24 protein-coding genes are annotated in these 25,686 nt (G+C 70.6%); 14 read left to right on the forward strand and 10 right to left on the reverse strand.

Going from position 1 to position 25,686, the window contains the following annotated elements; translation table 11 throughout:
• Window positions 1-13 precede the first annotated feature (13 nt).
• Window positions 14-1,258, reverse strand: coding sequence for a DUF6801 domain-containing protein (locus HNR02_RS21175; protein WP_246338609.1), 1,245 nt, complete (start codon window positions 1,256-1,258; stop codon window positions 14-16).
• A 333-nt stretch (window positions 1,259-1,591) separates the two neighbouring features.
• On the opposite strand from HNR02_RS21175, the gene HNR02_RS21180 reads away from it, so the two are divergent.
• The 11 genes from HNR02_RS21180 (at window position 1,592) to HNR02_RS21230 (ending at window position 13,422) form a co-directional block, all read left to right on the forward strand.
• On the forward strand, window positions 1,592-3,655 hold the full coding sequence (locus HNR02_RS21180; protein ID WP_179774869.1) for an AMP-binding protein: 2,064 nt from the start codon (window positions 1,592-1,594) through the stop codon (window positions 3,653-3,655).
• Window positions 3,656-3,799: 144 nt separating this feature from the next.
• On the forward strand, window positions 3,800-4,996 hold the full coding sequence (locus HNR02_RS21185) for a DUF6801 domain-containing protein (RefSeq protein ID WP_179774870.1): 1,197 nt from the start codon (window positions 3,800-3,802) through the stop codon (window positions 4,994-4,996).
• Complete coding sequence (locus HNR02_RS21190; protein ID WP_179774871.1) at window positions 4,996-5,778, forward strand: MlaE family ABC transporter permease; 783 nt, start codon at window positions 4,996-4,998, stop codon at window positions 5,776-5,778. Before HNR02_RS21185 ends, HNR02_RS21190 begins: the two co-directional genes overlap by 1 nt.
• 52 nt (window positions 5,779-5,830) lie before the next feature.
• Entirely contained in the window at window positions 5,831-6,625 is a 795-nt protein-coding gene (locus HNR02_RS21195) for an MlaE family ABC transporter permease (protein ID WP_179776046.1), read from the forward strand.
• Window positions 6,622-7,803, forward strand: coding sequence for an MCE family protein (locus tag HNR02_RS21200; protein WP_179774872.1), 1,182 nt, complete (start codon window positions 6,622-6,624; stop codon window positions 7,801-7,803). The genes HNR02_RS21195 and HNR02_RS21200 overlap by 4 nt, the downstream gene beginning before the upstream one ends.
• Window positions 7,800-8,804: an MCE family protein gene (locus tag HNR02_RS21205; RefSeq protein WP_179774873.1), complete on the forward strand. Its 1,005-nt coding sequence runs from the start codon at window positions 7,800-7,802 to the stop codon at window positions 8,802-8,804. Before HNR02_RS21200 ends, HNR02_RS21205 begins: the two co-directional genes overlap by 4 nt.
• Entirely contained in the window at window positions 8,801-9,793 is a 993-nt protein-coding gene (locus HNR02_RS21210; protein ID WP_179774874.1) for an MCE family protein, read from the forward strand. Before HNR02_RS21205 ends, HNR02_RS21210 begins: the two co-directional genes overlap by 4 nt.
• Entirely contained in the window at window positions 9,793-10,791 is a 999-nt protein-coding gene (locus tag HNR02_RS21215) for an MCE family protein (RefSeq protein WP_179774875.1), read from the forward strand. The genes HNR02_RS21210 and HNR02_RS21215 overlap by 1 nt, the downstream gene beginning before the upstream one ends.
• Window positions 10,791-11,813, forward strand: a complete 1,023-nt coding sequence (locus HNR02_RS21220; protein ID WP_179774876.1) for an MCE family protein — start codon at window positions 10,791-10,793, stop codon at window positions 11,811-11,813. The genes HNR02_RS21215 and HNR02_RS21220 overlap by 1 nt, the downstream gene beginning before the upstream one ends.
• Window positions 11,814-12,866: an MCE family protein gene (locus HNR02_RS21225; protein WP_179774877.1), complete on the forward strand. Its 1,053-nt coding sequence runs from the start codon at window positions 11,814-11,816 to the stop codon at window positions 12,864-12,866.
• A 10-nt stretch (window positions 12,867-12,876) separates the two neighbouring features.
• Window positions 12,877-13,422: a hypothetical protein gene (locus tag HNR02_RS21230; RefSeq protein ID WP_179774878.1), complete on the forward strand. Its 546-nt coding sequence runs from the start codon at window positions 12,877-12,879 to the stop codon at window positions 13,420-13,422.
• Between the two features lie 569 nt (window positions 13,423-13,991).
• On the opposite strand, the gene HNR02_RS21235 is transcribed toward HNR02_RS21230, so the two are convergent.
• The 9 genes from HNR02_RS21235 to dinB form a co-directional block, all read right to left on the reverse strand.
• Window positions 13,992-15,299 carry a PucR family transcriptional regulator gene (locus HNR02_RS21235; protein ID WP_179774879.1) on the reverse strand — a complete coding sequence of 436 codons (1,308 nt, stop codon included), beginning with the start codon at window positions 15,297-15,299 and terminating at the stop codon, window positions 13,992-13,994.
• 189 nt (window positions 15,300-15,488) lie between these two features.
• Entirely contained in the window at window positions 15,489-16,685 is a 1,197-nt protein-coding gene (locus tag HNR02_RS21240; protein ID WP_179776047.1) for a PucR family transcriptional regulator, read from the reverse strand.
• A 257-nt stretch (window positions 16,686-16,942) separates the two neighbouring features.
• The gene (locus HNR02_RS21245) at window positions 16,943-18,658 is read right to left on the reverse strand and encodes an aminotransferase class V-fold PLP-dependent enzyme (protein WP_179774880.1); all 1,716 of its coding nucleotides are present in this window, start codon (window positions 18,656-18,658) and stop codon (window positions 16,943-16,945) included.
• Entirely contained in the window at window positions 18,658-19,422 is a 765-nt protein-coding gene (locus tag HNR02_RS21250) for an amino acid ABC transporter ATP-binding protein (RefSeq protein ID WP_179774881.1), read from the reverse strand. Before HNR02_RS21250 ends, HNR02_RS21245 begins: the two co-directional genes overlap by 1 nt.
• A gap of 1 nt (window position 19,423) precedes the next feature.
• Window positions 19,424-20,335 (reverse strand): amino acid ABC transporter permease, encoded by a 912-nt coding sequence (locus HNR02_RS21255; RefSeq protein ID WP_179774882.1) that lies wholly within the window; start codon window positions 20,333-20,335, stop codon window positions 19,424-19,426.
• Entirely contained in the window at window positions 20,322-21,266 is a 945-nt protein-coding gene (locus tag HNR02_RS21260; RefSeq protein ID WP_179774883.1) for an ABC transporter substrate-binding protein, read from the reverse strand. The genes HNR02_RS21255 and HNR02_RS21260 overlap by 14 nt, the downstream gene beginning before the upstream one ends.
• 79 nt (window positions 21,267-21,345) lie before the next feature.
• Window positions 21,346-22,131: a polysaccharide deacetylase family protein gene (locus HNR02_RS21265; protein ID WP_179774884.1), complete on the reverse strand. Its 786-nt coding sequence runs from the start codon at window positions 22,129-22,131 to the stop codon at window positions 21,346-21,348.
• A 108-nt stretch (window positions 22,132-22,239) separates the two neighbouring features.
• Window positions 22,240-23,013 (reverse strand): phosphotransferase, encoded by a 774-nt coding sequence (locus HNR02_RS21270; protein WP_179774885.1) that lies wholly within the window; start codon window positions 23,011-23,013, stop codon window positions 22,240-22,242.
• A gap of 62 nt (window positions 23,014-23,075) precedes the next feature.
• Entirely contained in the window at window positions 23,076-24,272 is a 1,197-nt protein-coding gene (dinB, locus tag HNR02_RS21275; RefSeq protein WP_179774886.1) for a DNA polymerase IV, read from the reverse strand.
• A 51-nt stretch (window positions 24,273-24,323) separates the two neighbouring features.
• On the opposite strand from dinB, the gene HNR02_RS21280 reads away from it, so the two are divergent.
• The 3 genes from HNR02_RS21280 to trxA are packed head-to-tail and all read left to right on the forward strand — an operon-like array spanning window position 24,324 to window position 25,668.
• Window positions 24,324-24,896 carry a DinB family protein gene (locus HNR02_RS21280; RefSeq protein ID WP_179774887.1) on the forward strand — a complete coding sequence of 191 codons (573 nt, stop codon included), beginning with the start codon at window positions 24,324-24,326 and terminating at the stop codon, window positions 24,894-24,896.
• 29 nt (window positions 24,897-24,925) lie between these two features.
• A complete protein-coding gene (locus HNR02_RS21285) occupies window positions 24,926-25,321 on the forward strand; it encodes a MerR family transcriptional regulator (RefSeq protein WP_179774888.1) in 396 nt (131 codons plus the stop codon).
• The gene (gene trxA, locus HNR02_RS21290) at window positions 25,321-25,668 is read left to right on the forward strand and encodes a thioredoxin (RefSeq protein WP_179774889.1); all 348 of its coding nucleotides are present in this window, start codon (window positions 25,321-25,323) and stop codon (window positions 25,666-25,668) included. Before HNR02_RS21285 ends, trxA begins: the two co-directional genes overlap by 1 nt.
• The last annotated feature ends 18 nt before the right edge of the window (window positions 25,669-25,686 follow it).

A 25,686-nucleotide genomic window follows, 5' to 3' on the forward strand; every position in this document is an offset into this window, starting at 1 on the left:
CGTCTGGAGGGGGTCACTGCTCCTTCGGCGACAGGCTGACGTCGATGGTGTTGCCGGGACCGGTGGCCAGCGGGCTGATCAGGCCGGTCAGCGGGCCGCAGTCCTGCAGTTCGGCGATGTCGTAGGTGCCCGACAGGTCACCGCCCGCCAGCGGGTCGAACCCGGGACCGGAGGTCAGGTTGATCTCCGAGGGCTCCGAGGTCCGGCACTGCGGCGACTCGCTGATCGGGAAGCCGAAGAGCTTGACGGTGGGCAGCTTGATGGTGGTGTGGCTGGTGGAGCTGAGCACACCACCGGACAGGGTGCCGGTCGTCTGGCCCTCCTGCGCGAAGTCGACGTTCGCGGTGACCGGGATGAAGCCGAACAGCTTGGCCTGCAGGCTGGTCGGGTCCAGTTGCAGGTCGGCGGTGAAGTTCCCGGTCGCCAGGTCGAGGTTCGCGTCGATCCCGCCGGACAGCGGTGCCGTCGCGCCGAGCTTCTTGATCACCGAATCGCCTTCGAGGGCATAGCCGTAGTCGATGCCGGTCGGCGGATTGGTCGTGGTGGTGGTCGGCTCGGTGGTGGTCGTGTCCGTGGGTTCGGTCGGTTCCGTGGTCGTCGGCTCGGTCGTCTCCGTCGGTTCCGTCGGCTCGGTGGTCGTCGGTTCCGTCGTCTCCGTCGGCTCACTGCCACCGTTGATGGTGATGTTCGCCAGCACGTTGTCCTGGCCGGCGACCTGCGTGCACTGCGAATCGAAGACGCCGAGGCCGGTGTCGGTGCCGTCGGCGCGCTTCGGGTGCAGCGTCAGCAGGATGTCGCCCACCGTGATCTCCGCCTGCCCGGCCTGCGTGAAGGTCAGCGACGGCGCGTCACCGGTGGCGACGGTGTCGAACGAGCCCGAGGCCGGCACCGGGGTCACGGGGATCGTCGCGGGCACGGTCACCGGGATGGTGGCCTCCGGTGCGGTGACCGTCGAGTTCGCCGCGGCGGAACCCTCCACCGTCGCCGCCCCGACGAGGGTCAGGCCCTGCGTCGCGGTCGGGGGAACGGTGGCCACGGCCTGCACCTGGAAGGCCGGGGTCGGCTCGCCGACGTTCACGGTCGTCGGGATGTCCGCGCTGATCACGATCTGCAGCGTCTGGGTACCGATCAGCGGGAACGGGCAGCTGTAGTTCAGCGTCAGCGAGACCGGGTCGGCCGAGCTGGTACCGGCCCCGGCCAGCACGGCCGTCAGCGCCGCGCCGGTCGCGACGGTCGCCGACGCCGCCGCCGCGACCATCCTTCTCATTCTGGTTCTTGTTGGCACGCCTATCCTCCGGTGTATCGGCAGTGATACGAAAACCGTGTGGAACTGGTAGGAAACGGGTTGCTACCGATGGGTAAAGTAGGCACCGCGCTCCCGCGTTGGCAACATGTGCGCGAAGAAACTCCTTGTGTGCCAAGGAAGTTGTCACCAGCCGCTACGAGTGCGCGTGGCCGACCCGTACGGCGGGGACAAGGTTGTGGCCGACACTCACCCGCGTGACAAGAATGGGAACACCGGTGTGTACGAACGTGCCAACAACGCGCGCGCGGGTTGACCCGCCGAACGGCCGCGCTTAGTTTCCGGCGAATGCCCGACTGCGTGACGTTCGACCTGTTTTGCGACCAGCCGCGCGCCGCGCTCTGGACGGTGCTCGGGTCGCCGGAACTGTACCCCCGCTTCTTCCGGGGCGTCGGGTCGGTGGACCGGCTGGGCACGCGCGGCCGCCACGCCCGCTACCGCCTCCGGCTCACCCTGAGCGGACCTCCGGTCGGGCACGAGATGCGGGTACTGCTCAACCGTCCGGAGGAACAGCTCGTGCTGGAGACGGTGCCGGACACCGGCGGCTGCCTGTCGGTGCGGTTGAGCGACACCTCCGCGGGCGGCACCCGGCTCAAGTTCATCTACTTCCGGCCCGCGCTGCCGAGTCCCGGCCGCGCGCCGTCGGCCAACGACCTCGAACTGTGGGCGCAGGACGGGCTCGACCGGGTCCGCCGTCACCTCACCGGCTCCGCGGCGCCGCTGCCACCCGACCGTGCCCCGTCGACGCGGCAGATCGCCAACACCCTGATCGCGGCCGGGATCCTGACCCCCGCGCGGCCCGACCGCGTGGTGCGGCAGCTGCGCGCATTGGCGCAGTGGGGCGCGACGCTGGCCGGCGGGTACACCGCCGCCGCGGCCCGGTCACCGCGCGGGATCGCGGTGATCGACGAGGACGGGACGGAGACGACCTTCGCCGGGCTGCGGGCCGAGGCGAACCGGCTCGCGGCGTCGTTGCGGACGGTCGGCGTCGGCCCCGGCGGCACGGTCGCGGTCATGGCGCGCAACCACAGCGCGATGGTGAAGACGTTGCTCGCGTGCGCCTACCTCGGCGCGGGTTCGGTGCTGCTCAACACCGGTCTCGCGCGGCCCCAGATCGGGGACGCGATCCGCAGGCACGCGGTGCGGGTACTGGTGGCCGACGGGGAGTTCGCGGAGCAGGTCGCGGGGATGCCGTTGAAAGCGGTCGTGCTCACCGGCGCCGACGACGGGCCGCCTGGCCAGCCGACGCTGGGCGAGATCATCGCGGAGGCGCCGGAGGCCGAGTTCGGCCCGCCCCGGCGGCCCGCCCGCATCGTCGTGCTGACCTCGGGAACGACGGGTGCGCCGAAGGGCGCGCGACGGCCGACGCCGAAGGGGCTGGGTTCCGCGGTGGCGCTGCTGTCGCGGATCCCGCTGCACACGGGGGACCGGATGCTGATGGCGGCTCCGCTGTTCCACAGCTGGGGCCTGTCCGCGTTGCAGGTCGGCATGCCGCTGCGCGCGACACTGGTGCTGCAGCGGCGGTTCGACCCGGAGGCGTGCCTGCGGGCGATCCAGGAACACCGGTGCACCACGATGTTCGCGGTGCCGGTGATGCTGCAGCGCATCATGGCGCTGCCCGAGCAGGTGCGCCGCCGCTACGACACGAGCAGTCTGCGGGTCGTGGCCAGCAGCGGTTCGGCGCTGCCCGCTTCGCTCGTGACGGAGTTCATGGACGCCTTCGGCGACGTGCTCTACAACTTCTACGGCTCGACCGAGGTGTCCGCGGCGTCCGTGGCCACCCCGCAGGACCTGCGCGCCGCCCCGTCGACGGCAGGCTACCCGCCGCTGGGCACGCGGCTCGCGGTGCTCGGGCCGACCGGTGAGCCGGTTCCGCCCGGCGCGGTCGGCGGCATCTTCGTGGGCAACGATCTGCTGTTCGACGGCTACACCGACGGGACCAGCCGCGTGACACGCGATGAGCTGATGGACACCGGTGACCGCGGCTACCTCGACGCGGACGGCCGCCTGTTCGTCGCGGGCCGGGACGACGACATGATCGTGTCCGGCGGGGAGAACGTGTTCCCGCGCCCGGTGGAGGAGGCGCTGACCGAGCTGCCCGGCGTGGCCGACGTGGCCGTGCTCGGGGTGCCCGACGACGAGTTCGGTCAGCGGCTCGTCGCGTTCGTGACGGTCGAACCGGGCGCACGGCTCGACCCCGATCTCGTCCGCGACTACCTCCGGCGCCGGGTCGCCCGGTTCGCGGTCCCGCGTGAGGTGGTGTTCGTCGACGAACTGCCCCGCACGCCGACGGGCAAGGTCATCAAGCGGGTGCTGCTGGAGGACGAGTGGGCCGGCCGCGCCGCCCCGTGACAGGTGACCGGACGATATTTCGTCGTTGCGTGACAAGAAAACACACGGTTGCGAAAGATCGAACGCAAGCGTTGTGACGCTGGTTGACCCGCCGGTAACGTCCTCGCGGTCCACTGCGGAGAAACCTCAGGCAGGAAACCGTTCATGACGCAAGCCCGGTCACGTCGCGCCGCTGTCGCCGCGCTGGGACTGGCCCTCGCGGCCGCCGCCCTGGTGCCCGCGACCGCGGCCGTCGCCACGGCGGCGACCCGCGCCGGCACGAGCACGTGCCAGGCGGGCGGCTCGGTCGGCGTCCCCGTTTCGTTCCGGGCGACCTTCGGCGAAACCGTGGCGCAGGGCGCGAACGTGCCCGTCACGGACGCGGCCGTCACGTTCGTCGTGCCCCCCGATGCGGTCGACGCGCTGCGTGACTCCGGCGGTGCCACGGTCGACGCGTCGGCCGCCGTGGAGCTGAGCGTCGCGCAGCCGCGGGGCACCCAGAAGCTGACCGTCACCGGACTGTCCACATCGGAGATCCCGCTCCCTGCCGACGGCGAGCTGCGGATCACGCTGCCGGGCCACGTTCCGCCGATCGTGGCAGGCGCCGGTCCGGTGACGGTCTCCCTCACCTCGCTCGCGCCCCGGCTCGTCGTGCACGGCGAGACGCTGAACGCGGACCTGGGATGCACCACCGATCCCGCCGCGAACGGGGAGCTCGCGCAGGTGCGTGTGTCGGCACCGACGGCGTCCCCCGTGCCGTCGGTGCCGGACGCGACCGAGATCGCCGCCGCGGTGGAGGACACACCGCTGCTGACGGCGAAGTTCCTCGTGGACGGAACTTCGCGCATCGCGAAGATGGGCTCGGACCTGGTGCTGCAACAGGGCACGTTCGACGCGGGCCTGTTCACCGGGGACGTGCCGAACACGATCCGGATCGAGGGCGACCTGAACCTGCCGAAATCGGAAAGCTACTTCGTGGCCTTCCGGTTCATGCCGGTCACCAGTGACGTGCGCCTGCCGCAGGCGGAGAAGGCGACCGGCACCGCGGACATCAGCGGCGGTCTGTTCACCCCGACGATCGACATGACGGTTCGCGTGAACCTGTTGGTGAGCAACGTGAAGCAGGACGGCGTGCCCCTCGCGGTGGGGGAGAACTGCCGCACGGTGTCGCCGCTGGTGATCCCGATGAAGGGGCAGACCTCGCTGGTGCCGGGCAGCCAGTCGACCATCGAGTCGTCCTACGAGATCCCGCCGTTCACCGGATGCGGTGTGACCGAGGACCTCGACCCGCTGCTGACGGGCCTGATCTCCGGCCCCGGCAACACCATGCGCACCACGCTGACCGCGCAGGGGATCGGCTGATGACCGCCCCGGTGACCGCCGCCCGCAACGCCGTCGGCGAGTTCGGCAAGCTCTTCGGCCTGGCGCTGGACATCGTCGTCGCGATGTTCAAGCGGCCCTTCCAGTTCCGCGAGTTCGTGCAGCAGTTCTGGTTCGTGGCCAGCGTGTCCATCCTGCCCGCCGCGCTCGTGAGCATCCCCTTCGGCGCCGTCATCACACTCCAGCTCGGCGGACTGACCAGCCAGCTCGGCGCCGAATCGTTCAACGGCGCGGCCAGCGTGCTCGCCGTGATCCAGCAGGCGAGCCCGATCGTCACCACCCTCGTCGTCGCCGGCGCGGGCGGCAGCGCGATCTGCGCGGAACTCGGATCGCGCACCATCCGCGAGGAGATCGACGCCATGGAGGTGCTGGGCGTCTCGCCGATCCAGCGGCTCGTGGTGCCGCGGGTGCTCGCCGCGATGGCCGTCGCCATCCTGCTCAACGGGATGGTCAGCTTCGTCGGCGTCACCGGCGGCTACGTGTTCAACGTGCTGGTGCAGGGCGGCACGCCGGGTGCGTTCCTGTCCAGCTTCTCCGCGCTGGCCCAGCTGCCCGACCTGTGGGTGGGCGAGGTCAAGGCGGTGATCTTCGGGTTCCTCGCCGGGCTCGTCGCCTCCTACCGCGGTCTCAACCCGAAGGGCGGCGCGAAGGGCGTCGGCGACGTCGTCAACCAGTCCGTCGTGATCACGTTCCTGCTGCTGTTCTTCGTGAACTTCGTGATCAGCGTGATCTACCTACGCGTCGTGCCTGCGAAGGGAGCGTGAGCCCGTGACCACCGTCGGCGGCCGTCACCGGCTGTTCAACCCCGAGCGCGGCATGAACGGCCTGGTTCGCCTGGGCGATCAGCTCGCGTTCTACCTCCGCGCGCTGGCCTGGACCCCGCGCACCCTCACGCGCTACGGCCGCGAAGTGGTGCGCCTGCTGGCCGAGGTCGCGTTCGGCAGCGGTGCGCTCGCCGTCATCGGCGGCACGATCGGCGTGATGGTCGGCATGTGCGTGTTCACCGGCACCGTCGTGGGCCTGCAAGGCTTCTCCGCGCTCGACCAGCTGGGCACCTCCGCCTTCGCCGGGTTCCTGTCGGCCTACTTCAACACCCGCGAGATCGCCCCGCTGGTCGCCGCGCTCGCGCTGTCGAGCACCGTCGGGTCCGGGTTCACCGCGCAGCTGGGCGCGATGCGCATCTCCGAGGAGATCGACGCGCTCGAAGTGATGGCCGTGCGCAGCATGCCCTACCTGGTGACCACCCGGATCATCGCCGGGTTCATCGCGATCATCCCGCTGTACGTGGTGGGGCTGCTGACCTCCTACCTCGCCGCCCGCACGATCACCGTGGTCGTCTACGGCCAGTCCGGCGGCACCTACGACCACTATTTCAGCCTGTTCCTCCCGCCCGAGGACGTGGTGTGGTCGTTCGCGAAGGTGATGGTGTTCAGCATCGCGATCATCCTCACCCACTGCTTCTACGGCTACCGCGCCGGGGGCGGACCGGCCGGGGTCGGCGTCGCGGTGGGCCGCTCGGTGCGGACCTCGATCGTCGTGGTCAGCGTGCTCGACTTCTTCCTCAGCCTGGCGATCTGGGGCGCCACGACGACCGTGCGGGTGGCGGGATGAGCGAGCAACGCAGACGGATGCTGTTCGGTGCGCTCGGGCTGGTGTTCCTCGCGCTGCTCGGCGCGATGGGCTGGTTCGCGGTCGCCATCTACGACAAGGCGTTCACCTCGTATGTGCCCGTGGTCCTCAAGGCCGAGCGCGCGGGCACGCAGCTCAAGGAGAACGCCGACGTCAAGGTGCGCGGGGTGCTCGTCGGTTCGGTGCGCAGGATCGACGTGCGGCCCGGCGGGGTCGAGGTCGAGCTGGCGATGGACCCGGACCGGATCGGCGCGGTACCGTCCAATGTGTCCGCCCGGCTGTTGCCGAAGACGTTGTTCGGACAGCGGTACGTGAGCCTGGTGATCCCGGAAAATCCGGCACCGCAAGCGCTTTCCTCCGGCGCGGTGATCGAGGAGGACCGCAGCACCCAGGCCGTCGAGGTCGAGCAGGCGCTGCGGGACCTGCTGCCGGTGCTGCAGGCCGTCCAGCCGCAGAAGCTCGCGAGCACACTCGGCGCGGTGTCGCACGCCCTCGAAGGACGCGGCCCCGAACTGGGCACGACGCTGGTGACGCTCGGCGACTACCTGGGACGGCTCAATCCCGAGGTGCCCGACCTGCGGACGGCGATCACCAAACTCGCCGACACGGTGGACACCTACCAGACCGCCGCCCCGGACCTCGTCGACGCCATGGCCGACCTGCGCACCACCGCGACGACGCTGACCCGCCAGCAGGAGGACCTCGCCGCCCTGTTCGGCACGGTCACCGCGGCGGGCAACGACGCCGTCGCCTTCCTCGACGCCAACGACGACACCCTGGTCGACCTGTCCGCGGACAGCCGGCCGGTGCTGGACCTGCTCGCGGAGTACTCACCGGAGATCCCGTGCGTCGCGGACGCGGCCGCGCGGTTGAAGCCGGTCGTCGAGCGGGCCCTGGGGGTGGGCACGGCCGAACCCGGCCTGCACGTGGACCTCACGGTCCGTCCACCGCGGCAGGGCGGGTCCCCGCCGCCGTCGGCGGACGGACCGCGGTGTCCCACGGCCGGGTCGGCCGCGCCCGGGGCGAACACCCCGGCGGAACAGCAGTTCCTGTCCGAACTGCTCGCCCCGGTGCTCGGTGAGCAGCCCGCCGGGATCCCGGGCTGGAGCGGGCTGCTGATGGGGCCGCTGCTGCGTGGCGCGGAGGTGACGCTGAGATGATCCGCCCGCTGATCAAGGGAGTGGTCTTCGCGGTCGTGACCGTGCTGGCCACCGGGCTGCTCGCGATCACCATCGCCAACCGCGGCGACGGCGACACCGTCACCTACCGCGCCCGGTTCAGCGACGTCACCTCGCTCAACTCCGGTGACGACATCCGGATGTCCGGTGTGCGCATCGGGCAGGTCACCGGCATCGAGATCGTGGACCGGCGCATCGCCGAGGTGTCGTTCTCGGTCGACAAGGACCGCGCGCTCACCCCGACGGTCACGGCGTCGGTCAAGTACCGCAACCTGATCGGCCAGCGCTACATCGCGCTCGACCAGGGCACCGGCACCGGACGGCTGGACCCGGGCGCGCTGATCCCGCTGGAGCGCACCCGGCCCGCGCTGGACCTGACCGCGGTGTTCAACGGGTTCAAGCCGCTGTTCCAGGCGCTGTCCCCGCAGGACGTCAACCAGCTCGCCGGCGAGATAGTCCAGGTGCTGCAGGGTGAGGGCGGCACGGTCGCGGACCTGTTGCGGCACACCGCTTCGCTGACTTCGTCACTGGCCGACCAGGACCAGGTGATCGGGCAGGTGATCACCAACCTGAACCAGGTGCTGGACCGTTTCACCGCACGCGACGGGCAGCTCGGACAGCTGCTCGACGCGACCCAGCAGCTGGTGTCCGGGCTCGCCGCGAACGCCGGGCCGATCGGCGAGGCGATCGACGGCATCGGCGACCTGACCACCGCCACCGCCGGGCTGGTCCAGGACGGCAGGCAACCGCTGCGCGCCGACATCGGGGCGCTCGAACAGCTGGCCAGGACGCTGGGCGACAACACACCGGAGTTCGAGAAGTTCCTGAACAACCTGCCGGTCAAGTACGAGGCCATCGGCCGCATCGCCTCCTACGGCTCCTGGCTCAACTTCTACCTGTGCTCGGTGCACTCCGACGCGACGCCGGCGCCCGGCGGCGGCCCGGTCGGTGTGCCCGTGACCGAGGCGAGGTGCAGGCGATGAAGTCGTTCCGGTCACGCAACTCCTTCCGGCTGGGCATGGCCGGGCTGGTCGTGATGCTCGTCCTCGGCGCGCTGACGCTGTTCTGGGACCGGCTGCCCGCGCTCGGCGGCACCACCTACACCGCCGAGTTCACCGAGGCCGCCGGTCTGAAGGACGGCGACGAGGTGCGCGTCGCGGGCGCGAAGGTCGGTGAGGTCACCGGCGTTTCGCTGGAGGGCGACCACGTCAAGGTCACCTTCCGCGTCACCGACGCCTGGGTCGGCGACGAAAGCACGGTCTCGGTGCGCATCAAGACGTTGCTGGGCGCCAAGAACCTGGCGCTCGACCCGCGCGGCGAGCACGAGCAGGACCCGGACCAGGCGATCCCGCGCACCCGCACCGTGACGCCCTACGACGTCAACGACGCCTTCGCCGACCTGGCGCGCACGACCGGCGAGCTGGACACCGACCAGCTGGCGGAGAGCTTCCGCACGCTGGCGCAGACCTTCGACGCCGCCACCCCGCAGGACGTCCGGTCTGCTTTGGACGGTCTGTCCGCGTTGTCGAGGACCATTTCCTCGCGCGACACCCAGCTCAAGCAACTGCTGGGCAACACCGCCGAGCTGAGCGGCACCGTCGCCGAACGCACCGACCAGTTGTCCCGGCTCATCACCGACGGCAACGTGCTGCTCACCGAGTTCGACCAGCGGCGCTCGGCGCTCGACCAACTGCTGCGCGGCACCCGGGACCTCTCGCAGCAGGTCCGCGGGCTGATCGACGAGAACAACGGACAGCTCGGACCCGCGCTGGAACAGCTCGACCGCGTCACCGATGTCCTGCAACGCAACCAGGGCAACCTCGACCGCAGCCTCAGCCTGTCCGGCCCGTTCTACCGCCTGCTGGGCGACGCGCTGGGCAACGGCGCCTGGATCGACACCTACCTGTGCGGGTTGATCGCGACGACGGACGGAAGTCCCTGCATGCCACCGAAACCGGGAGGGAACGGCTGATGGCGGTCGGACGTCTGGGCAGGTGGCTGCGCTGGGGCGCGCTCGTCGTGATCCTGGCGACGCTGGCCACCGCGATCGTGGTCGTGGTGCGTGACGCCGGGCGCGGCAAGCACCTCACCGCCTACTTCACCGCGGCCGTCGGGATCTACCCCGGTTCGGAGGTGCGGATCCTCGGCGTGCCGGTGGGGACCGTCGACACGGTCGAACCGCAGGGGCAGCAGGTCAAGGTCGGGTTCTCGGTGGACCACGGCATCCACGTGCCCGCCGACGCCGCGGCGCTCGTCGTCACGCCGAGCCTGGTCAGCGACCGCTACGTGCAGCTCGCCCCGGTCTATCGCGGCGGACCGGAGATCGCCGACGGCACGGTCATCCCGGTCGGCCGCACCGCGGTGCCGGTCGAGCTGGACCAGCTGTTCGCGAGCCTGGACCGGCTGACCACCGCGCTGGGACCGCAGGGCGCCAACGGCGACGGCGCGCTGTCCGACCTGCTCAGCAGCGCGTCGGAGGACCTGACCGGCAACGGTGCCCAGCTCGGCGAAATGATCCGCCGGCTCGGCCAGGCGGCCACCACGCTGAGCGGGTCACGCGACGACCTGTTCGCCACCGTCGACAACCTGCAGCGGTTCACCACCATGCTGGCGGACAACGATTCCCAGGTGGACAGGCTGGCCGACCTGCTCGCCCAGGTGTCGTCGTTCCTGGCCTCCGAACGGGATGCGTTCAGCGGCGCGCTGCCCGAGCTGGCCCCCGCGCTCGGGCAGATCCAGCAGTTCGTGCAGGACAACCGCGGCCGCATCAAGTCCAACGTGGACAAGCTGATGGGCACCACGCAGATGCTCGCCAACCAGCGCGCGTCGCTGACCGAGGCGCTGAACACCGCGCCGGACGCGCTCGACCGGTTGCTCGCCGCGTACGACCCGGCGCACTCGACGATCTACAGCCGCGCCGACCTCAACGAGTTCAGCATGGGCCCGGCCCTGCCGCTGGGAGGCAGCTGATGACGCGCGCACCCCTCGGTGCCGTCCTGGCCGCCGTGCTGGCACTGCTGGCGGGCTGCTCGTTCGGTGGGCTCTACGACACCCCGTTGCCCGGCGGCGCCGACCTCGGCGACCACCCGTACCGGGTCACCGTCGGGTTCCGCGACGTGCTGGACCTGGTGCCGCAGTCGTCCGTGCAGGTCGACGACGTTCCGGTCGGGCGGGTCGAGCGGATCGACCTGTCCGCCGACGGCCGCACCGCGCAGGTCACGGTGCTGCTCGACGGATCGGTCAAGCTGCCCGCGAACGCGGAGGCGTGGCTGCGGCAGAGCAGCCTGCTGGGGGAGAAGTTCGTCGAGCTGGGGCCGCCCGCGGTGGGATCGCCGCAGGGCAGTCTCGCCGACGGCGCGACCATCCCGGTCGAGCGGACCAACCGCAACCCGCAGGTCGAAGAGGTGCTCGGGGCGCTGTCGTTGCTGCTCAACGGTGGGGGCGTCGGTCAGCTCCAGCAGATCAGCCGCGAGCTGAACGCCGCCCTCGGCGGCAACGAGGCGGAGATCCGCGACCTGCTGACCGAGGTGAACACGTTCGTCACCGGGCTGGACCACCACCGCGACGAGATCACCCGCGCGCTGACCAGCATCGACCGGCTGTCCGGTTCCCTGGCCACGCGGAGTGATCAGATCACTGGTGTCCTCGACGATCTCGGACCGGGAATCGACGTGCTGGCCCGGCAACGGGACCAGCTGGTCACCATGCTGACCTCGCTCGACACGCTCTCCGGTGTCGCCGTCGACACGGTCAACCGCAGCAAGGACGACCTGGTCGCGGACCTGCGCGCGCTGGAGCCGACGCTGCGGCGGCTGACCGAGGCCGGGCAGCAGTTGCCGGAGGCGATGGAGATGCTGCTGACCTTCCCGTTCCCGGACGCCGCGCTGGACGCGATCAAGGGCGACTACCTCAACCTGTACCTGAACTTCGACGCGCGGACCTCGGGTCCGAGCCCACAGTCCGCGCTGCTGCCGCTGGGCGGGGGAGCCTAGATGCTGACGCGCAAGGTGCGGATCCAGGTCATCGTGTTCGCGTTGATCGCGCTGGCCGGGATCACCTACGTCGGCGCCCGCTACGTCGGGCTGGACCGCCTCTTCGGCGGCGGCGGGTACGTGGTGCGGGTCGAGCTGGCCGACTCCGGCGGGATCTTCAGCAACGCCGAGGTCACCTACAACGGCGTGCCGATCGGACGGGTCGCCGAGCTGCGCCTCACCGACGCCGGGCTGGAGGCCGATCTGCACATCGACGACGGCACACCCCCGGTGCCGGCGGACGTCGAAGCGGTGGTGACGAACCGGTCGGCGGTGGGGGAGCAGTACGTCGACCTGCGGCCGCGCAGTTCGGGCGGCCCGTCGCTGACCGAGGGCTCGGTGATCGCCGAACCGCGCACCCGGCTGCCGCTGCCGAACGAGCAGCTGGTGCTCAACCTCGACCAGCTCGTGGCGTCGGTGCCGCGCGACGACCTGCGGTCGGTGGTCGACGAGCTGTACGACGCGACGCTGAACACCGGCCCCAGCCTGCAGGCCCTGCTCGACGCCACGTCGGGTTTCACCCAGTCGGCGTCGGACCACCTGCCGCGGACGATCCAGCTGATCAACGACGCGGACACCGTCCTGTCGACACAGATCGAGAACGCGCAGGCCATCTCGTCGTTCGGCTCGGACGCCAAGCGGATCGCCGAGATGCTGCGCACCTCCGACCCGGACCTGCGGACGATCCTGTCGTCGGCGCCCCCGGCGGCGGAGCAGATCAGCGGTCTGCTGCGGGAGACCGGACCGAACCTGACGACGCTGCTGGCCAACCTGCTCACCACGACGCAGGTGCTGCTCGCGGAACGGGACGGTGTGGAACAGCTGCTGGTCGCCGCACCGTCGGCCATCGAGGCGGGCAGCACCGTCATCACCGGCGATTCGGCGGGTTTCGGGCTGGCCACGACGTTCTTCGATCCGCTGCCGTGCACCGCCGGGTACGAAGGCACCCGGTACCGCAACGGCCTCGACACCACCCCCGCGCCGCTGAACACGGCGGCCGGGTGCCGACGCTGAGGAGACACTGGTGAGAGCTGCACTGATCGCCGGAGCGCTGGCCGGAATGGCCGTGCTGGCCGGCTGTGGCCAGGACAGAGCCGCGCACGAGGAGAACGCGGCCGCGATCACCTGGTCGGAGCACGTGTGCGCGGTCGTGCGGGACGGCGGCGCGAAGTTGTCGCAGGTGCCCGGGGTGGACGCTTCGGACGTCACCCGGGCACGGGAAGGCCTGGTGACCTACCTGGCTTCGTTGTCGCAGGCCCTGACCGACCTGGGCAACGGCATCACTCGCGAGGGGCCACCACCGGTGACCGACGGCCAGGCGACGGTCGACCGGGCGATGAACACGCTCAACTCCACGAAAGCCTCGGTGGACGAGGCCCGGACCGCACTGGCCTCGGCACCGGTGACCGACCAGGCGACTTTCGAGCAGGCTGTCCGCGGGGCGAGCGATGCCTTCGCCAAGCTGGGAAACTCGACCGAGGGACCGACGAAGGACCTCACGAACAACCCGGAGCTGGCGAAGGCGTTCGCGAAGGCACCTTCCTGTCAGAGTCTGGAGGGGGCGGCGTAGTTCCGTAGCCGCTACGCGGTTTCTTGCGCTGCGCGTGGCTGAAAGCACCGGCTTAGCTTCGCTACGCCTCGATCAGCCCCTCCCGACCCCGATCTTTCAGTGTCTTTGGCGGCCGATCAAGCTGGGGATCGGTTGTGGGACAGACTGGCCCGGCCTCTGGCCACGTCCCGTCGCCGGACGCCGGTCCCGCAGCGGCAAACACGGCGCCCCGAACGGCCAACACGGCGCCCGGAGCGGCAAACACGGCGCCGACGCGGCGTGTTGGCCGCTCCCGCTGGCGTGTTTGCCGCTCCGGGCAGCGTGTTTGCTCCTCCGGGACGCCGCCCACGCACCGAACCGCCGCCCGGCAACGCAAACCAGCCACCAGCCGCCCAGCCCTCCCCGCACCCCGATCCGAAGCCCAGTTCTGCGGACGATCAGGCGGAGTCAAGGCACTCTTTCCCGCCTTGACACCGCCTGCTCGGCCGCAGAAACAATCAAAAATCGGGGCGGCCCAATCGGGGGTAGCGAAGCGAAGCCGGCGCTTTCAGCCGCGCGCAGCGCAAAAACCCGCGTAGCGGCTACAAAACTCAACCCAGAAGAGCCTGAGCCCGCAGAGCGATCTCCAGATCCGACCGGCTTTCCGGATCGTTCAACCGCTCCCCGAACAGCTCCTCCAGTTGCCGCATCCGGTAGCGCACCGTCTGCGGGTGCACTCCGAGCCGGTCGGCCATGTCGGGGGCCGTGCCGCTGGACTGCAGCCACGCCAGCAGCGTCTGCCCGAGGCGCGTGCGCTGCTTGTCCGTCAGGCCGCTCAGCGGGGCCAGGCACCGCTGGATCAGCTCCTTCACCAGGAACTCGTCCGACAGCAGCCACAGCGTCGCCAGGTGATCGGTGGCCCGCACGAGCGGGGGTGCGTCGATCACTCCGCGTCGCACCAGGTCCACGGTGCGACGGGCCCAGCGCAGGGACACCGCCGCGTCACCGAGCTTGACCTCGGGGCCGATCGCGGCGCGCCAGCCCGCCAGCGCGGTCTCCAGCGAACCGGCGGCGACCAGTTCCGGGGCGGCCAGCAGGCAGGGTTGCGGTCCCTCCAGGTCCATCAGTACCTCGCTGTCCAGCGAAGGTGGTTCACGGTGATGCTGATCGGCCCGCGGTTCCAGCGCGACCGCGACCACCCGGTCCGGCAACCGCCAGCCCGCCGTCGCCGCGAGCCGCGCGATCGCCTTCGGTGAGGCGGGCGGATCGGCGAGGATCAGTTCCAGCAGTTGCCGCCGCTGCCGCGCGCGGGTCCCCGCGGCGCGTTTCTGCGCGGCGGCATACCCCTGCAGCGACAACGCGGAAATCTCGTCCACATAGGCGAAGATCGCCTCCGCCCCGACGCACAGGAAGTCCGTGGACAGTCCCAGCGACTGGCTCACGGTCGCGACGTACCGCCACGCGACCCGGCCACCGACCCGGTAGGCGGTCTGCAGCTGGTCCAGGGTCCGGCCCTCGCTGAACTCGACCTTGCCGAGGTGCCGGAACACGCCCTTCCACGCCTCCTGCGGCGCGGCCGGGTTGCCGAGGTTGTCCATGCAATGCCGCACGGCCTGCTGGATGCTGCGCACGATCGTGTGCCCGAACGGGCCCTCCAGCGGCCGCGCGTACTCCGGCACGGCGAGCTGGATCTCGCGCAGGATCTCGGCTGTCATGGCATCGGCGTGCGGCCGGAACGCCTTCGCCAGTTCCCGCGGCAGCGAGGCCCACAGCCTGCTGGCCCGCCCGATGCCCGCGGTGAACTCGGGGGCGTTCTGGCGCTGGCGCAGGGGGACGCCCGGCGCGGGCACTCGAGGTGGTCTTCGGGAAACGTTCTTCCGCACGGTGTTCCCGTGCCGGTAACCGGCATCGGTCGTCATGATTACCTCTGATCGCAACGAAACTTGGCGGCGCTGCCGTCGCAGCCGATCAACTCACTTCGGTGAGGGACAAACAACATCGCACCACGATCCCGCGTTGGCAAGGATCTCGCGCGGGTGCGGGAAATCGGCCGGGCATGCTCAGCCGAACGGCCGACACCCGGGCGGGTCTTCGCTGTCCTGACGCGTTCACGGCAGCTCACCCCGCGCGGCGAGCCGCTGTGCGCGCAACGCCAGGTGCATGCTGAACCGGTCCTCGCTGTCGTCCAGGCGGTCGCCGAACAACTCCCGCAACTGGTGCATCCGCGCCCGCACGGTCTGCGGGTGCACCTGCAGGCGTTTCGCGATCTCCGGTGCGCCACCACGGGTTTCCAGCCACGCGAGCAGTGTCTCGCCGAGACGCTCGCGCTGCTTGCCGCCGAGTTCGTCCAGCGGCCGCAACGCCTGCCGCGCGACCTCGGCGGCGAGGAAGTCCTTACCCAGCAGCCACAACGCCGACAGCTGGTCGAGGCACCACGTGATCGGTTCGGCGCCGGGATCCGGGCTCAGCAGTCCGAGCGCGCGGCGCGCCGTGCGGTGCGCGGCCGGGATGTCGGCGAGCGCGACCGTGGGCGAAACCGCGGCGCGCCAGCCGTTCCAGCGCCCGGTCAGCGGGAAGAGGTGGCGTTTCGGGTGTGTCGTGAGCAGGCACGGCTGGGTGCTTTCCAGATCGACCAGCACCTCGTCGTCCAGCAGCTCCACCGGGAAGTCCGCGGTGCCCTCGGCGCGTTCCAGCGCGACGATCGCGGCCTTCTCCGGCAGCGCCCACCCGGCGCCCTTCGACATGTTCGCGAGCGTTTCCGGGCCGGCCGGGCGACCGGACAGGATGAGGTCGAGCAGCTGCCTCCGCCGTCGCTCGATCGTGCCGCCCGAACTCGACTGCGCCTCGTGGAACCCGTCGAGCGCCGTGGCCGACAGATCTTCCACGTAGGCGAAGATGATTTCCGCCGCGTGGGCCAGCACCTGCGGCGACGCGCCGGCCTTGCGCAGCACGGGCGCGACGTACTGCCACGCCACTCTGGCGCCGATGCGGGCGGCGGCCTGCAGCGCGTCGAGGCTGCGGCCGTCGGCGAACTCCTGCCTGCCGCGCTCGCGGAACAGTTCGATCCAGTCGTGGTGCTTGATGGCGGGGTTGCCGATGCTTTCGATGACGTGCAGGACGGCCTGTTCGATGCCCTCGGTGAAGACCCGCCCGAAGGCGCCGGTGAGCGGGCGCGCGTACACCGGCACCGATCGTTGGACCTCCCGCATGATCGCGGCCGCGATCCGTCCGGCGTGGGGTCGCAGTTCGACGGCGACCCAGCGCGGCCCGGAGGCGAGCAGCTCGGCGTTGCGGTTCTCGACCAGAGCGGACGACCCCCTTTCGTGACCTCGGGCCGTTCATGTTACGGCGGATCACAGGTAACGCCAGGAGTCGAACGTCATTCGGTCGTCGTGGACCGGTTTTTGTCATCCGGCGACGACTTCCGTGGTTCAAAAGGTTTTCCCGCGTGCGAAGCGGATTCTGTTCGTGGATTCCAGCGCTGGGAGGTCTGCGCGAGAAAGTGACTTCACTGTACCCAAGTGTCACACGGCGATCCCGAGCGGGGAACTCACGCGTCCGTTCACCCGCGGATTTCGTTCAGGTAGTTGTAGATCGTGTAGCGGGTGACCTCCAGCTCGCCCGCGAGGAAGTCCACCGCGTCCTTGATGAGGAAGAACCCGGCCTCGTCGAGCTCGCGCACCACGGCCGCCTTGTGCTTCTTCTTCATCAGCCCGACCGGGATCCCGGCCTGTGCCACGGCCCGGTCCACCAGGAACCGCTGCAGGCTGTCGACGTCGGGCGGGAAGCTCTCCGCCCGCACCTCGGCCGCCGCGCCCTGCGTGACCTCGCTGTTCACGCACAGGCAGCCGACCGCCACGCCGTCCGGGTCGCGCAGGAAGATCGTCGAGGAGCGGATCGGCCTGCCGTCGGGGCCGTGGGTCTCGTAGTTGGTCAGATCGTGCGTCGTGCCGCGGCGCACCAGCCCGAGCAGCAGATCCGTCATCGGCCCGCCGGGGGTGCGGCCCGTGATGCCGCCGGCGATCGCGACGATCGAGTCGGGCAGTCTGGACAGGTCGTGCAGCACCACCTCGTTGCCGGGCCCGAGCATCGCCGCCAGCCCGTCGACCGCCGGGACCAGCGCGGACAGCACGGAATCGGTGGCCTGCGTGGCGGGGCCGGGACGAGACGGCAGCGGACGCGACAGGTACTCCAGCGCGGTGCGGACCGCCTCGACGGTGGAGGCGGGCGTGGATGCGTGGGGCGACAACCGCACGTGTTCCGCGCGCACGGTCGCCGCGATGCCCTCGGCCGCCAGTACCGCCCCGACCCGCTCCGCCGGGTGCCCGGGCAGGCTGAACGCGAGGATCCCCGCGCGCCGGTCGACGGCCGACACGATCTCCGCGCCGGCCGAGCGCAGCATCTCGTCCAGCTCGCCGACCCGCTCGGCGATGCGCGATTCGATGGCCGCGACCCCGGCCTCCTCGACCAGTTCCAGCGCCGCCGCGAAGGCCCCGGAGGTGACCGGGCTGAGGTTGCTCACCGACCACGACGCGGCGAACTCGGCAGGCGGGTGGATCTCGTCGTCGAACAGGCCCGCGTCGTGGGCGCCGGTCCAGCCGGACAGCAGCGGCCGCATCCGCTCCAGCGCGCGGTCGGACAGCACCGCGAATCCGGTGCCCCATCCGGCGCGCAGCCACTTCTGCCCGCCGACGACCAGCACGTCGGCCGTGTCCCACGGTGCTTCGGTCACGCCGAACCCCTGGATGCCGTCGACCACCAGCAACCGGTCGCCGACCGTCTCCCGCAGTGCCGCGAGGTCGGCGCGGTAGCCGGTGCGGAAGTCGACCGCGCTGACCGACACCAGCGCGGTATCGGGCCCCAGTTCCTTCGCCACGACCTCGGGCGTCACCGGACCGCACCGCATCCGCCGCAGCGTGATCCGGCCCGCTTCTTCGGCACGGGCCCACGGGTAGGTGTTGGCGGGGAACTCGGCGGCCGACACCAGCACCTCGCCGGGCGGGGCGTTGAAGGCGGCCTGGAACAGGCCCTGGCTCGTGTTGGGCAGCAGCACCACGTGGTCGGTGTCGGTGCCGCACAACCGGGCGACGGCGGCCTTCGCGCGGACCTCCTGCCGCATCAGGTCGTCCACGGTGGAGGGGCCGGCTTTCGCCGAGGCGTCCAGCAGCCGCGCGGTGGTGTCGACGACGGCGTGCGAGGGCGGGCCGTAGCGGGCGAAGTCAAGGTAACCCGCGGGTTCGCCGAACTGGAGCAGGTAGCCGGGTGCGATCCTGGCCATCAGAGGATGCGCGCCAGGAACTGCCGGGTGCGCTCGTGCTCCGGCGCGCCGAGGACCCGCGCGGGCGGTCCGGTTTCGACGACCGCGCCGTCGGCCATGAAGACGACCTCGTCGGCCACCTCCCGCGCGAACCCCATCTCGTGTGTCACGACCACCATTGTCATCCCTTCGGCGGCGAGCGAGGTCATCACCTCGAGGACCTCGCCGACCAGTTCCGGGTCCAGCGCCGAGGTCGGCTCGTCGAACAGCATCAGCTTCGGTTTCATCGCCAGCGCCCGCGCGATCGCGACCCGCTGCTGCTGGCCGCCGGAGAGCTGGGCGGGGTAGGCGTCCGCGCGGTGCGCCAGGCCGACCCGGTCCAGCAGGTCGAGAGCGGTCCGTTTCGCTTCGGACGCGCTCAGCCCGAGTACCCGGACCGGCCCTTCGATGATGTTGCCCAGCACGGTGTGGTGCGCGAACAGGTTGAACCGCTGGAACACCATACCGATGTCCCGCCGCTGCCGGGCGACCTCCCGCTCGCGCAGCTCGTGCAGTTTTCCCCCGCGCAGGCGGAACCCGATGGGCTCGCCGTCCACCCACACCTGCCCGCCGTCGATGGTCTCCAGGTGGTTGACGCAGCGCAGGAACGTGCTCTTGCCCGCGCCGGACGGCCCGAGCAGGCACACCACTTGTCCCTTGTGGACGGACAGGTCGATCCCGCGCAGCACCTCGGTGCCAGCGAAGTGCTTGCGCACGCCGACCGCGCGCAGCAACGGTTCGGTCATGTCAGGCCCTCCGCCACGTCGTCAGCGTGCGGCCGACCCGCGACCACGGCCGGGGCGCGGCCGAGTCACCGGCGAACGCGCGCTCCAGGTAGTGCTGCCCGACGCTCGCGACGGTCACCACGACCATGTACCAGATCGCCGCGGCCAGCAGCGTTTCCATCACCAGCAGGTTGTTCGACGAGATGTTGTTCGCCGCGTGGATCAGCTCGGTCACCCCGATCACCGATGCCATCGACGTGCCCTTGAGCATGTTGATGAAGTCGTTGCCGGTGGGCGGGATGATGACCCGCATCGCCTGCGGCAGCACGATCCGGCGCAGTGTCGTCGCCGGCGTCATGCCGACCGACTTCGCCGCCTCCGTCTGCCCGCGGTCCACGCTGTTCAGGCCGGCGCGCACGATTTCGGCCATGTAGGCGCTCTCGTTGAGGGCGAGGCCGAGCAGCGCGGCGACGAACGCGCTGACGATGACGTTGGTCGGCTCGTGGATCAGGTAGCCGCCGGTGAAGGGCAGCGGGATCGACACGAACTCGAACACCAGCGCCAGGTTGAACCAGATCAGGATCTGCAGCAGCACCGGCAGCCCGCGGAACAGCCAGATGTAGACGGCGGCGACGACGCGGGCCACCGGATTGGCCGAACGGCGCATCAGCGCGATCACGACACCGATGACGATCGCCACGGCCTGCGCGATGACGGCCAGCAGCACGGTGTTGAGCAGGCCGACCGCCATCACGTGGTACCACAGGAACTCGGGCACCGTGTCGTAGAAGATCTTCGCCTGCGCCAGCACGATCCCGAGCCCGGCCAGCAACGCCAGGATGATCACCGCGGAGACCCAGCGACCCCAGTGGCGCAGGCGCACGATGGGCAGCTCGGTGTCCGGCGCTCGTGTGGTCAGGTCAGCTTCCGGCATTGACCGTCACCTTCGTGATCGCGCCCTGCCGCACGCCCCACGCGTCGAGGATCTTGCCGTAGGTGCCGTCGGCCACTAGCGCGGACAGGGCCTTCTCGACGGCGTCGCGCAGCTGCGGATCGGCCTTGTCGACCCCGATGCCGTATGGCCCGCCGTTGATCGGCTCACCCGGCACGACCTCGAAGAACTCGCCGCCGCCCGCCGTCCTGGAGACGTAGGCCGCGGTCGGCAGGTCGTTGAGGATCGCGGCGACGCGGCCGGTGCGCAGCTGGTTCTGGTTCTGCGAGTCGCTGTCGGTGGCCGTCGTGGTCACCTCGGGCTTGCCGCCCTGGACGCACTTCGCGCTCTGCTCGGCGGCGAAGGTCTGGTGGCTGGTGCCCTGCACGACGGCGACGGTCTTGCCGCACAGCGAGTCCGGGCCGGTGATGCCGTCCGGGTTGCCCTTGCGGATCATGATCGTGATGCCCGAGGTGAAGTAGTCCACGAAGTCGATCTGCGCCTGCCGGGCCCGCGTGTCGTTCATCCCGGCCATCGTCAGGTCGAGCCTGCCGGACTGCAGGCTGGTGATCAGCGAGCCGAACGCCATGTCGGTGTGGTTCGCGGTCAGGCCCAGCTTGGCCGCGACGGCCTTCGCGATGTCCACTTCGAACCCGACCGGCGTCTTGCCGTCGGAGGAGTAGAAGTTGTTGGGCGCCGACTGCATGTTCGAGCCGATGTTGAGCGCTCCGGCCCGGGCGATGTCGGCGGGCAGCGTGGCGGCGAGCTGCGGGTCCTTCGTGACGGCCTGCAGGATCGCCGCGGTGTCCGGAACGTCCGAACCGGTCGCGCTGTCGCCCCCGGCGCCGTCGGGACCGCCCCCGCAGGCCGCCGTGAGCAGCAGGCAGCCGACGGTCAGCCCACCCCAGCGCGTCACTCGTGACCTCGCAGACATCGCATCTCCTCACCCGAACGAATGAATGAGGAGGGACGCTACAACTGCTTGTTGAAGACGTCAACCACGAGTTGAAATTTCAGGTCGCCGGGAAGTCGAACTGGTAGCCCTGCGCGACCAGCCAGGGCAGCAGCTCCGTGAGCGCGGCGACCGTCTGCTTGCGCTGGCCGCCGCCGTCGTGCAGGAGGATCACCGCCCCCGGCTGGACGGCCTGCCGCACCGTCGCCACGATCGCCGGCGTGCCGGGCAGGGTCCAATCACGGGAATCCACCGACCAGCCCAACGACGTCATCCCTTCGCGGGAAGCGATCGCGGTGATCGTTTCCGACCAGTTTCCCCCTGGCGCGCGGAAATAGGGAATGGAAACGTCGCCGTCGGCGGCGAGACGCAGATCCGCCTGCGTGCCGGTGATCTCCGCGGAAATGCGCGCCTCGTTGCGCCGGGCCAGTTCTTCGTCGTGGCTGACGGTGTGATCGCACAACCGCATTCCGCGTTCCACGACCTGCGCGACCAGTTCCGGATGGCGCCGCACCTGGGTGCCGACCATGCAGAACGTGGCCACCGCGCCGTGCTGCTCCAGCAGGTCCAGTACCTGCGGCGTGTAGGTGGGATCAGGGCCGTCGTCGAAGGTCAGCGCGACGAACCGGCCCGGGCGCGCGGCGGTGCGGACGGGCCCGGCCGCGGCGGGTGCGGCGGCCGGCTCCGGTGTCGTCGAGGCTCGTGCCCGCTGGGGCGGGGATGCGGTTTCGGATCCTTGCGCGCCGGACCAGGACAGCGAAATGATCAACGAAGTGGTCACGAGCACCACGGAGATCAGGACGGCCCACCGGTAGCAGTACGGCGGGCGCAGCACCTGATAACGCATCGGCACCTCCACGAATCGCGGCGTCGCCCGCGCACGATAGAGTGAAAAGGGGCTCGATCGGGGGAATTCGGCGCGTGTCCGGGACCGCGAATCAGGAGAAGTGCGGCGTCAGTCGAGCAGTGCGCGTTCCCAATCCTGACGGCGTCGCCCGATGTAGGCGGCGTCGGCTTCCCACACCCTGCCGTGGCCCTCGTGCCACAGTCGTGCCCAGGGCTGCTTTCCCGCAGCCGCCTGTGCGCCGAGAAAAGTGTGCATGGCTTGGGCGCGCGGTGCCAGCAGAGTGATGAGGTCGCGCCGTTGAGTCTCGTCCAAGCCGTAGGCGTCGACGAAAACCCGCAGGCGGTGCCCGGCATCCACCCGGCTCCACCGCGCATCGGCCGACAACGGCACGAAGCCGTGGAGCGCGTAGGCGACATCCCACAAGCGGGTGCCCGGCGCGGCGACGTCCCAGTCGATGAACGCCCAGTGCGGATCACCGAGGATCAGGTTCCAGGGGGCGAGATCGTGGTGGGCGATGATGTCGGACCCGTCCGCCGGGACGAGGACTTGCCACTGCGCGTCCGGCGGCGGAACGAAGCCGGCGACCGCGTCGTGGAAGTCGCGGACGAGCCGGGCGACCCGGGCGAGGTGCACGTCGGGGTCGAGCAGGGCGAAGTGGTCCGGCCAGGCCACGCGGCCGGGGATGAAGGTCAGCACTTCCCGGTTCTGCTCATCGACGCCCAACGGCTTGGGGGCACCGGTGAAACCGGCCGTGTGCAGGTGGGCGAGCAGGGCGTGGACGGCGGGGGTCCAGGGACCGGCCGGACGGCGCACGGTCCGGCCGACCTGCACCACCCCGGTGCTGACGTTGCCACCGCGGAGGGGGATCTCGGTGTGGTCCATGGTGACGAGCCTGGCATCCCGGACCGCCACCGCTCGCACGGGATTCGTCCGCTGCCCGCTCGTCAGTCGGGCAGCAGGGGCACCGTCGGGCCGTCGTCCCGGCCGAGGAGCATCGCGCGGGTGACGGCTTTCGAGCCGTAGCGGTCCCGTACCTCGTCCAGCGCCGCGTCGAGCGCGCCGGGTGGTTGATCGTCGAAGGGCAGCTCCAGTTGCAGTGGGGTGTCGTCATCCAGATTGGACAGGGCGAGGCCGATGAGCGTGATCCCGTGCTCGCGGATGTCCGGCATCGCGGCGGCGAGCAGTGCGCGCGCGGTCGCGAGGATGTCCTCCGTGTGCGCCGTCGGGTGCGATACGGTCCGCGATCTGGTCGCGCGGCTGAAATCGGCGAACCGCAGGCGCAGCACCACCGTCCGGCACACGCGGTGCGCGGCCCGCAACCGCCGCGCCAGCCGGTCGGCCAGTGCGGCGACGATCTCGTCGAGCTCCGTGGGCGAACGCGGCCGGCGTCCCAGGGCGCGCTGGGCTCCCATGGACCGCCGCCGCCTGCCGGCCACCACCGGGCGCGGATCCCGGTTGTGCGCGAGCGCGAACAGGTGCCGCCCGCCGGCCCGGCCGAGCAGCGCCACCAGCTCCGCCTCGCCACGCTCGGCGACCTGCCCCACCGTGCGGATGCCCTTCGCACGCAGCTTCCCGGCCGTCACCGTGCCCACGCCCCATAACCGCTCGACCGGCAACGGGTGCAGGAACTCCAGCTCCTCGTCGTGCGGCACGACGAGCAGCCCGTCCGGTTTCGCCACCCCGCTGGCGACCTTGGCGAGGAACTTCGTGCGCGCGACGCCGACCGTGATCGGCAGCCCCACCCGCTCGGCGACCGCGCGCCGCAGGCCAGCAGCGATCCGGCTCGGCGTGCCCGCGATCCGGGCGAGGCCACCGACGTCGAGGAACGCCTCGTCGATCGAGAGCCCCTCGACCAGCGGCGTGGTGTCCTCGAACACGGCGAACACGGCCTTGCTCGCCGCGCTGTAGGCCGACATCCGCGGCGGTACCACGACGGCCGACGGGCACAGCCGCAGGGCCTGAGCACACCCCATCGCCGTGCGGACCCCGCGTGCCTTGGCCTCGTAACTTGCCGCGAGCACCACTCCGCCGCCCACGACGACCGGCCTGCCACGCAACGACGCGTCGTCACGCTGCTCGACCGACGCGTAGAACGCGTCCAGGTCGGCATGCAGGATCGGGCCCTCGTTCGTCACGAACACAGGTTCGCATCCACCCCCGACAATTCCGGACGAAGCGCGAAACTGAGGCGCATGAGCGCGAAGGACGATCTGCACTCCTGCCTGCGGGCGGCCCGCGAAACGGTGCTGTGGAAACTCGACGGGCTGCCGGAGTACGACAGGCGCCGTCCGCTGACACCGACGGGCACGAACCTGCTCGGTCTGGTCAAGCACCTCACCGGCTGCGAGGCGGGCTACTTCGGTGCGCCGTTCGGCAGGCCGTTCGAGCGCGAGCTGCCGTGGCTGGCCGATACCGAGCCGAACGCGGACATGTGGGCGCGCCCCACCGAGTCCAGCGCGGAGATCGTCGCGCTCTACCGCGAAGCCTGCGCGCACGCGGACGTCACCATCGAGGCGTTCGACCTCGACGCGCCCGGTCACATTCCGCAGTGGGGCGGCGACGGCGAGGTCACCCTCCACCGGATCCTCGTGCACATGACCGCCGAAACCCAGCGCCATGCCGGGCACGCCGATATCGTGCGCGAGCTCGTCGACGGAGCCACCGGGTTGCGGCCGAGCCACCGCGACCTGCCCGACGCCGGCGAGCAGTGGTGGAGCGGGTACCGGGAGCGAGTGGAGCGGGCGGCGCGCGAAGCCTTGCCTTGACGTCAACGGCAAGCTTTAGGCTTCCGATCATGCGAATCGGGGAGCTGGCGCAGCGGACCGGGACGACCACACGGGCGTTGCGGTTCTACGAGTCACAGGGACTGCTGTCCGCGCGGCGCGCCGCCAACGGCTACCGCGAGTACGGCGAGGACGACTTCCGGCTCGTCCGGGAGATCCAGACGCTGCAGGCGGTCGGGTTCAGCCTGGACGACACGCGTCCCTTCGTCGAATGCCTGCGGGCCGGCCACGAGACCGGGGATTCGTGCGCGGATTCGATCGAGGTCTACGCGCGCAAGCTCGCCGAGGTCGAGGCCATGGTGGAGCGGTTGCACGCGGTGCGGGAGGACCTGCGCGCCAAGCTCGCCGAAGCGCTCGACCGAGAACCCGGCCCGTGCCGGGTCACCAGCGGAACCGAGGAGTCCTGATGACGACTGCCGACACCACCGGCGCCGTGTTCGCCGTGACCGACGAGACCTTCGAGGCGGAGGTGCTGCGCCACGACGGGCCCGTGCTGGTCGACTTCTGGGCGCAGTGGTGCCCGCCGTGCCACATGATCGCGCCGGTGCTGGCCGAGATCGCCGCGGAGCGTGCCGGGTCACTGGCCATCCGCAAGATCAACTCCGACGAGAACCCCCGCACCGCGCGGGATCACCAGGTCATGTCGCTGCCGACGCTGATGCTGTTCCGGGACGGCAAGCCGGTGGCGCAGTGGGTGGGCGCGCGGCCGAAGGCCAGGCTGCTCGCCGACCTCGACGCGGCGCTGAGCGCCTGAGCCGCGCGCGACCGGGCA

This window comes from Amycolatopsis endophytica, from assembly GCF_013410405.1.
GTDB lineage: Bacteria > Actinomycetota > Actinomycetes > Mycobacteriales > Pseudonocardiaceae > Amycolatopsis_E > Amycolatopsis_E endophytica.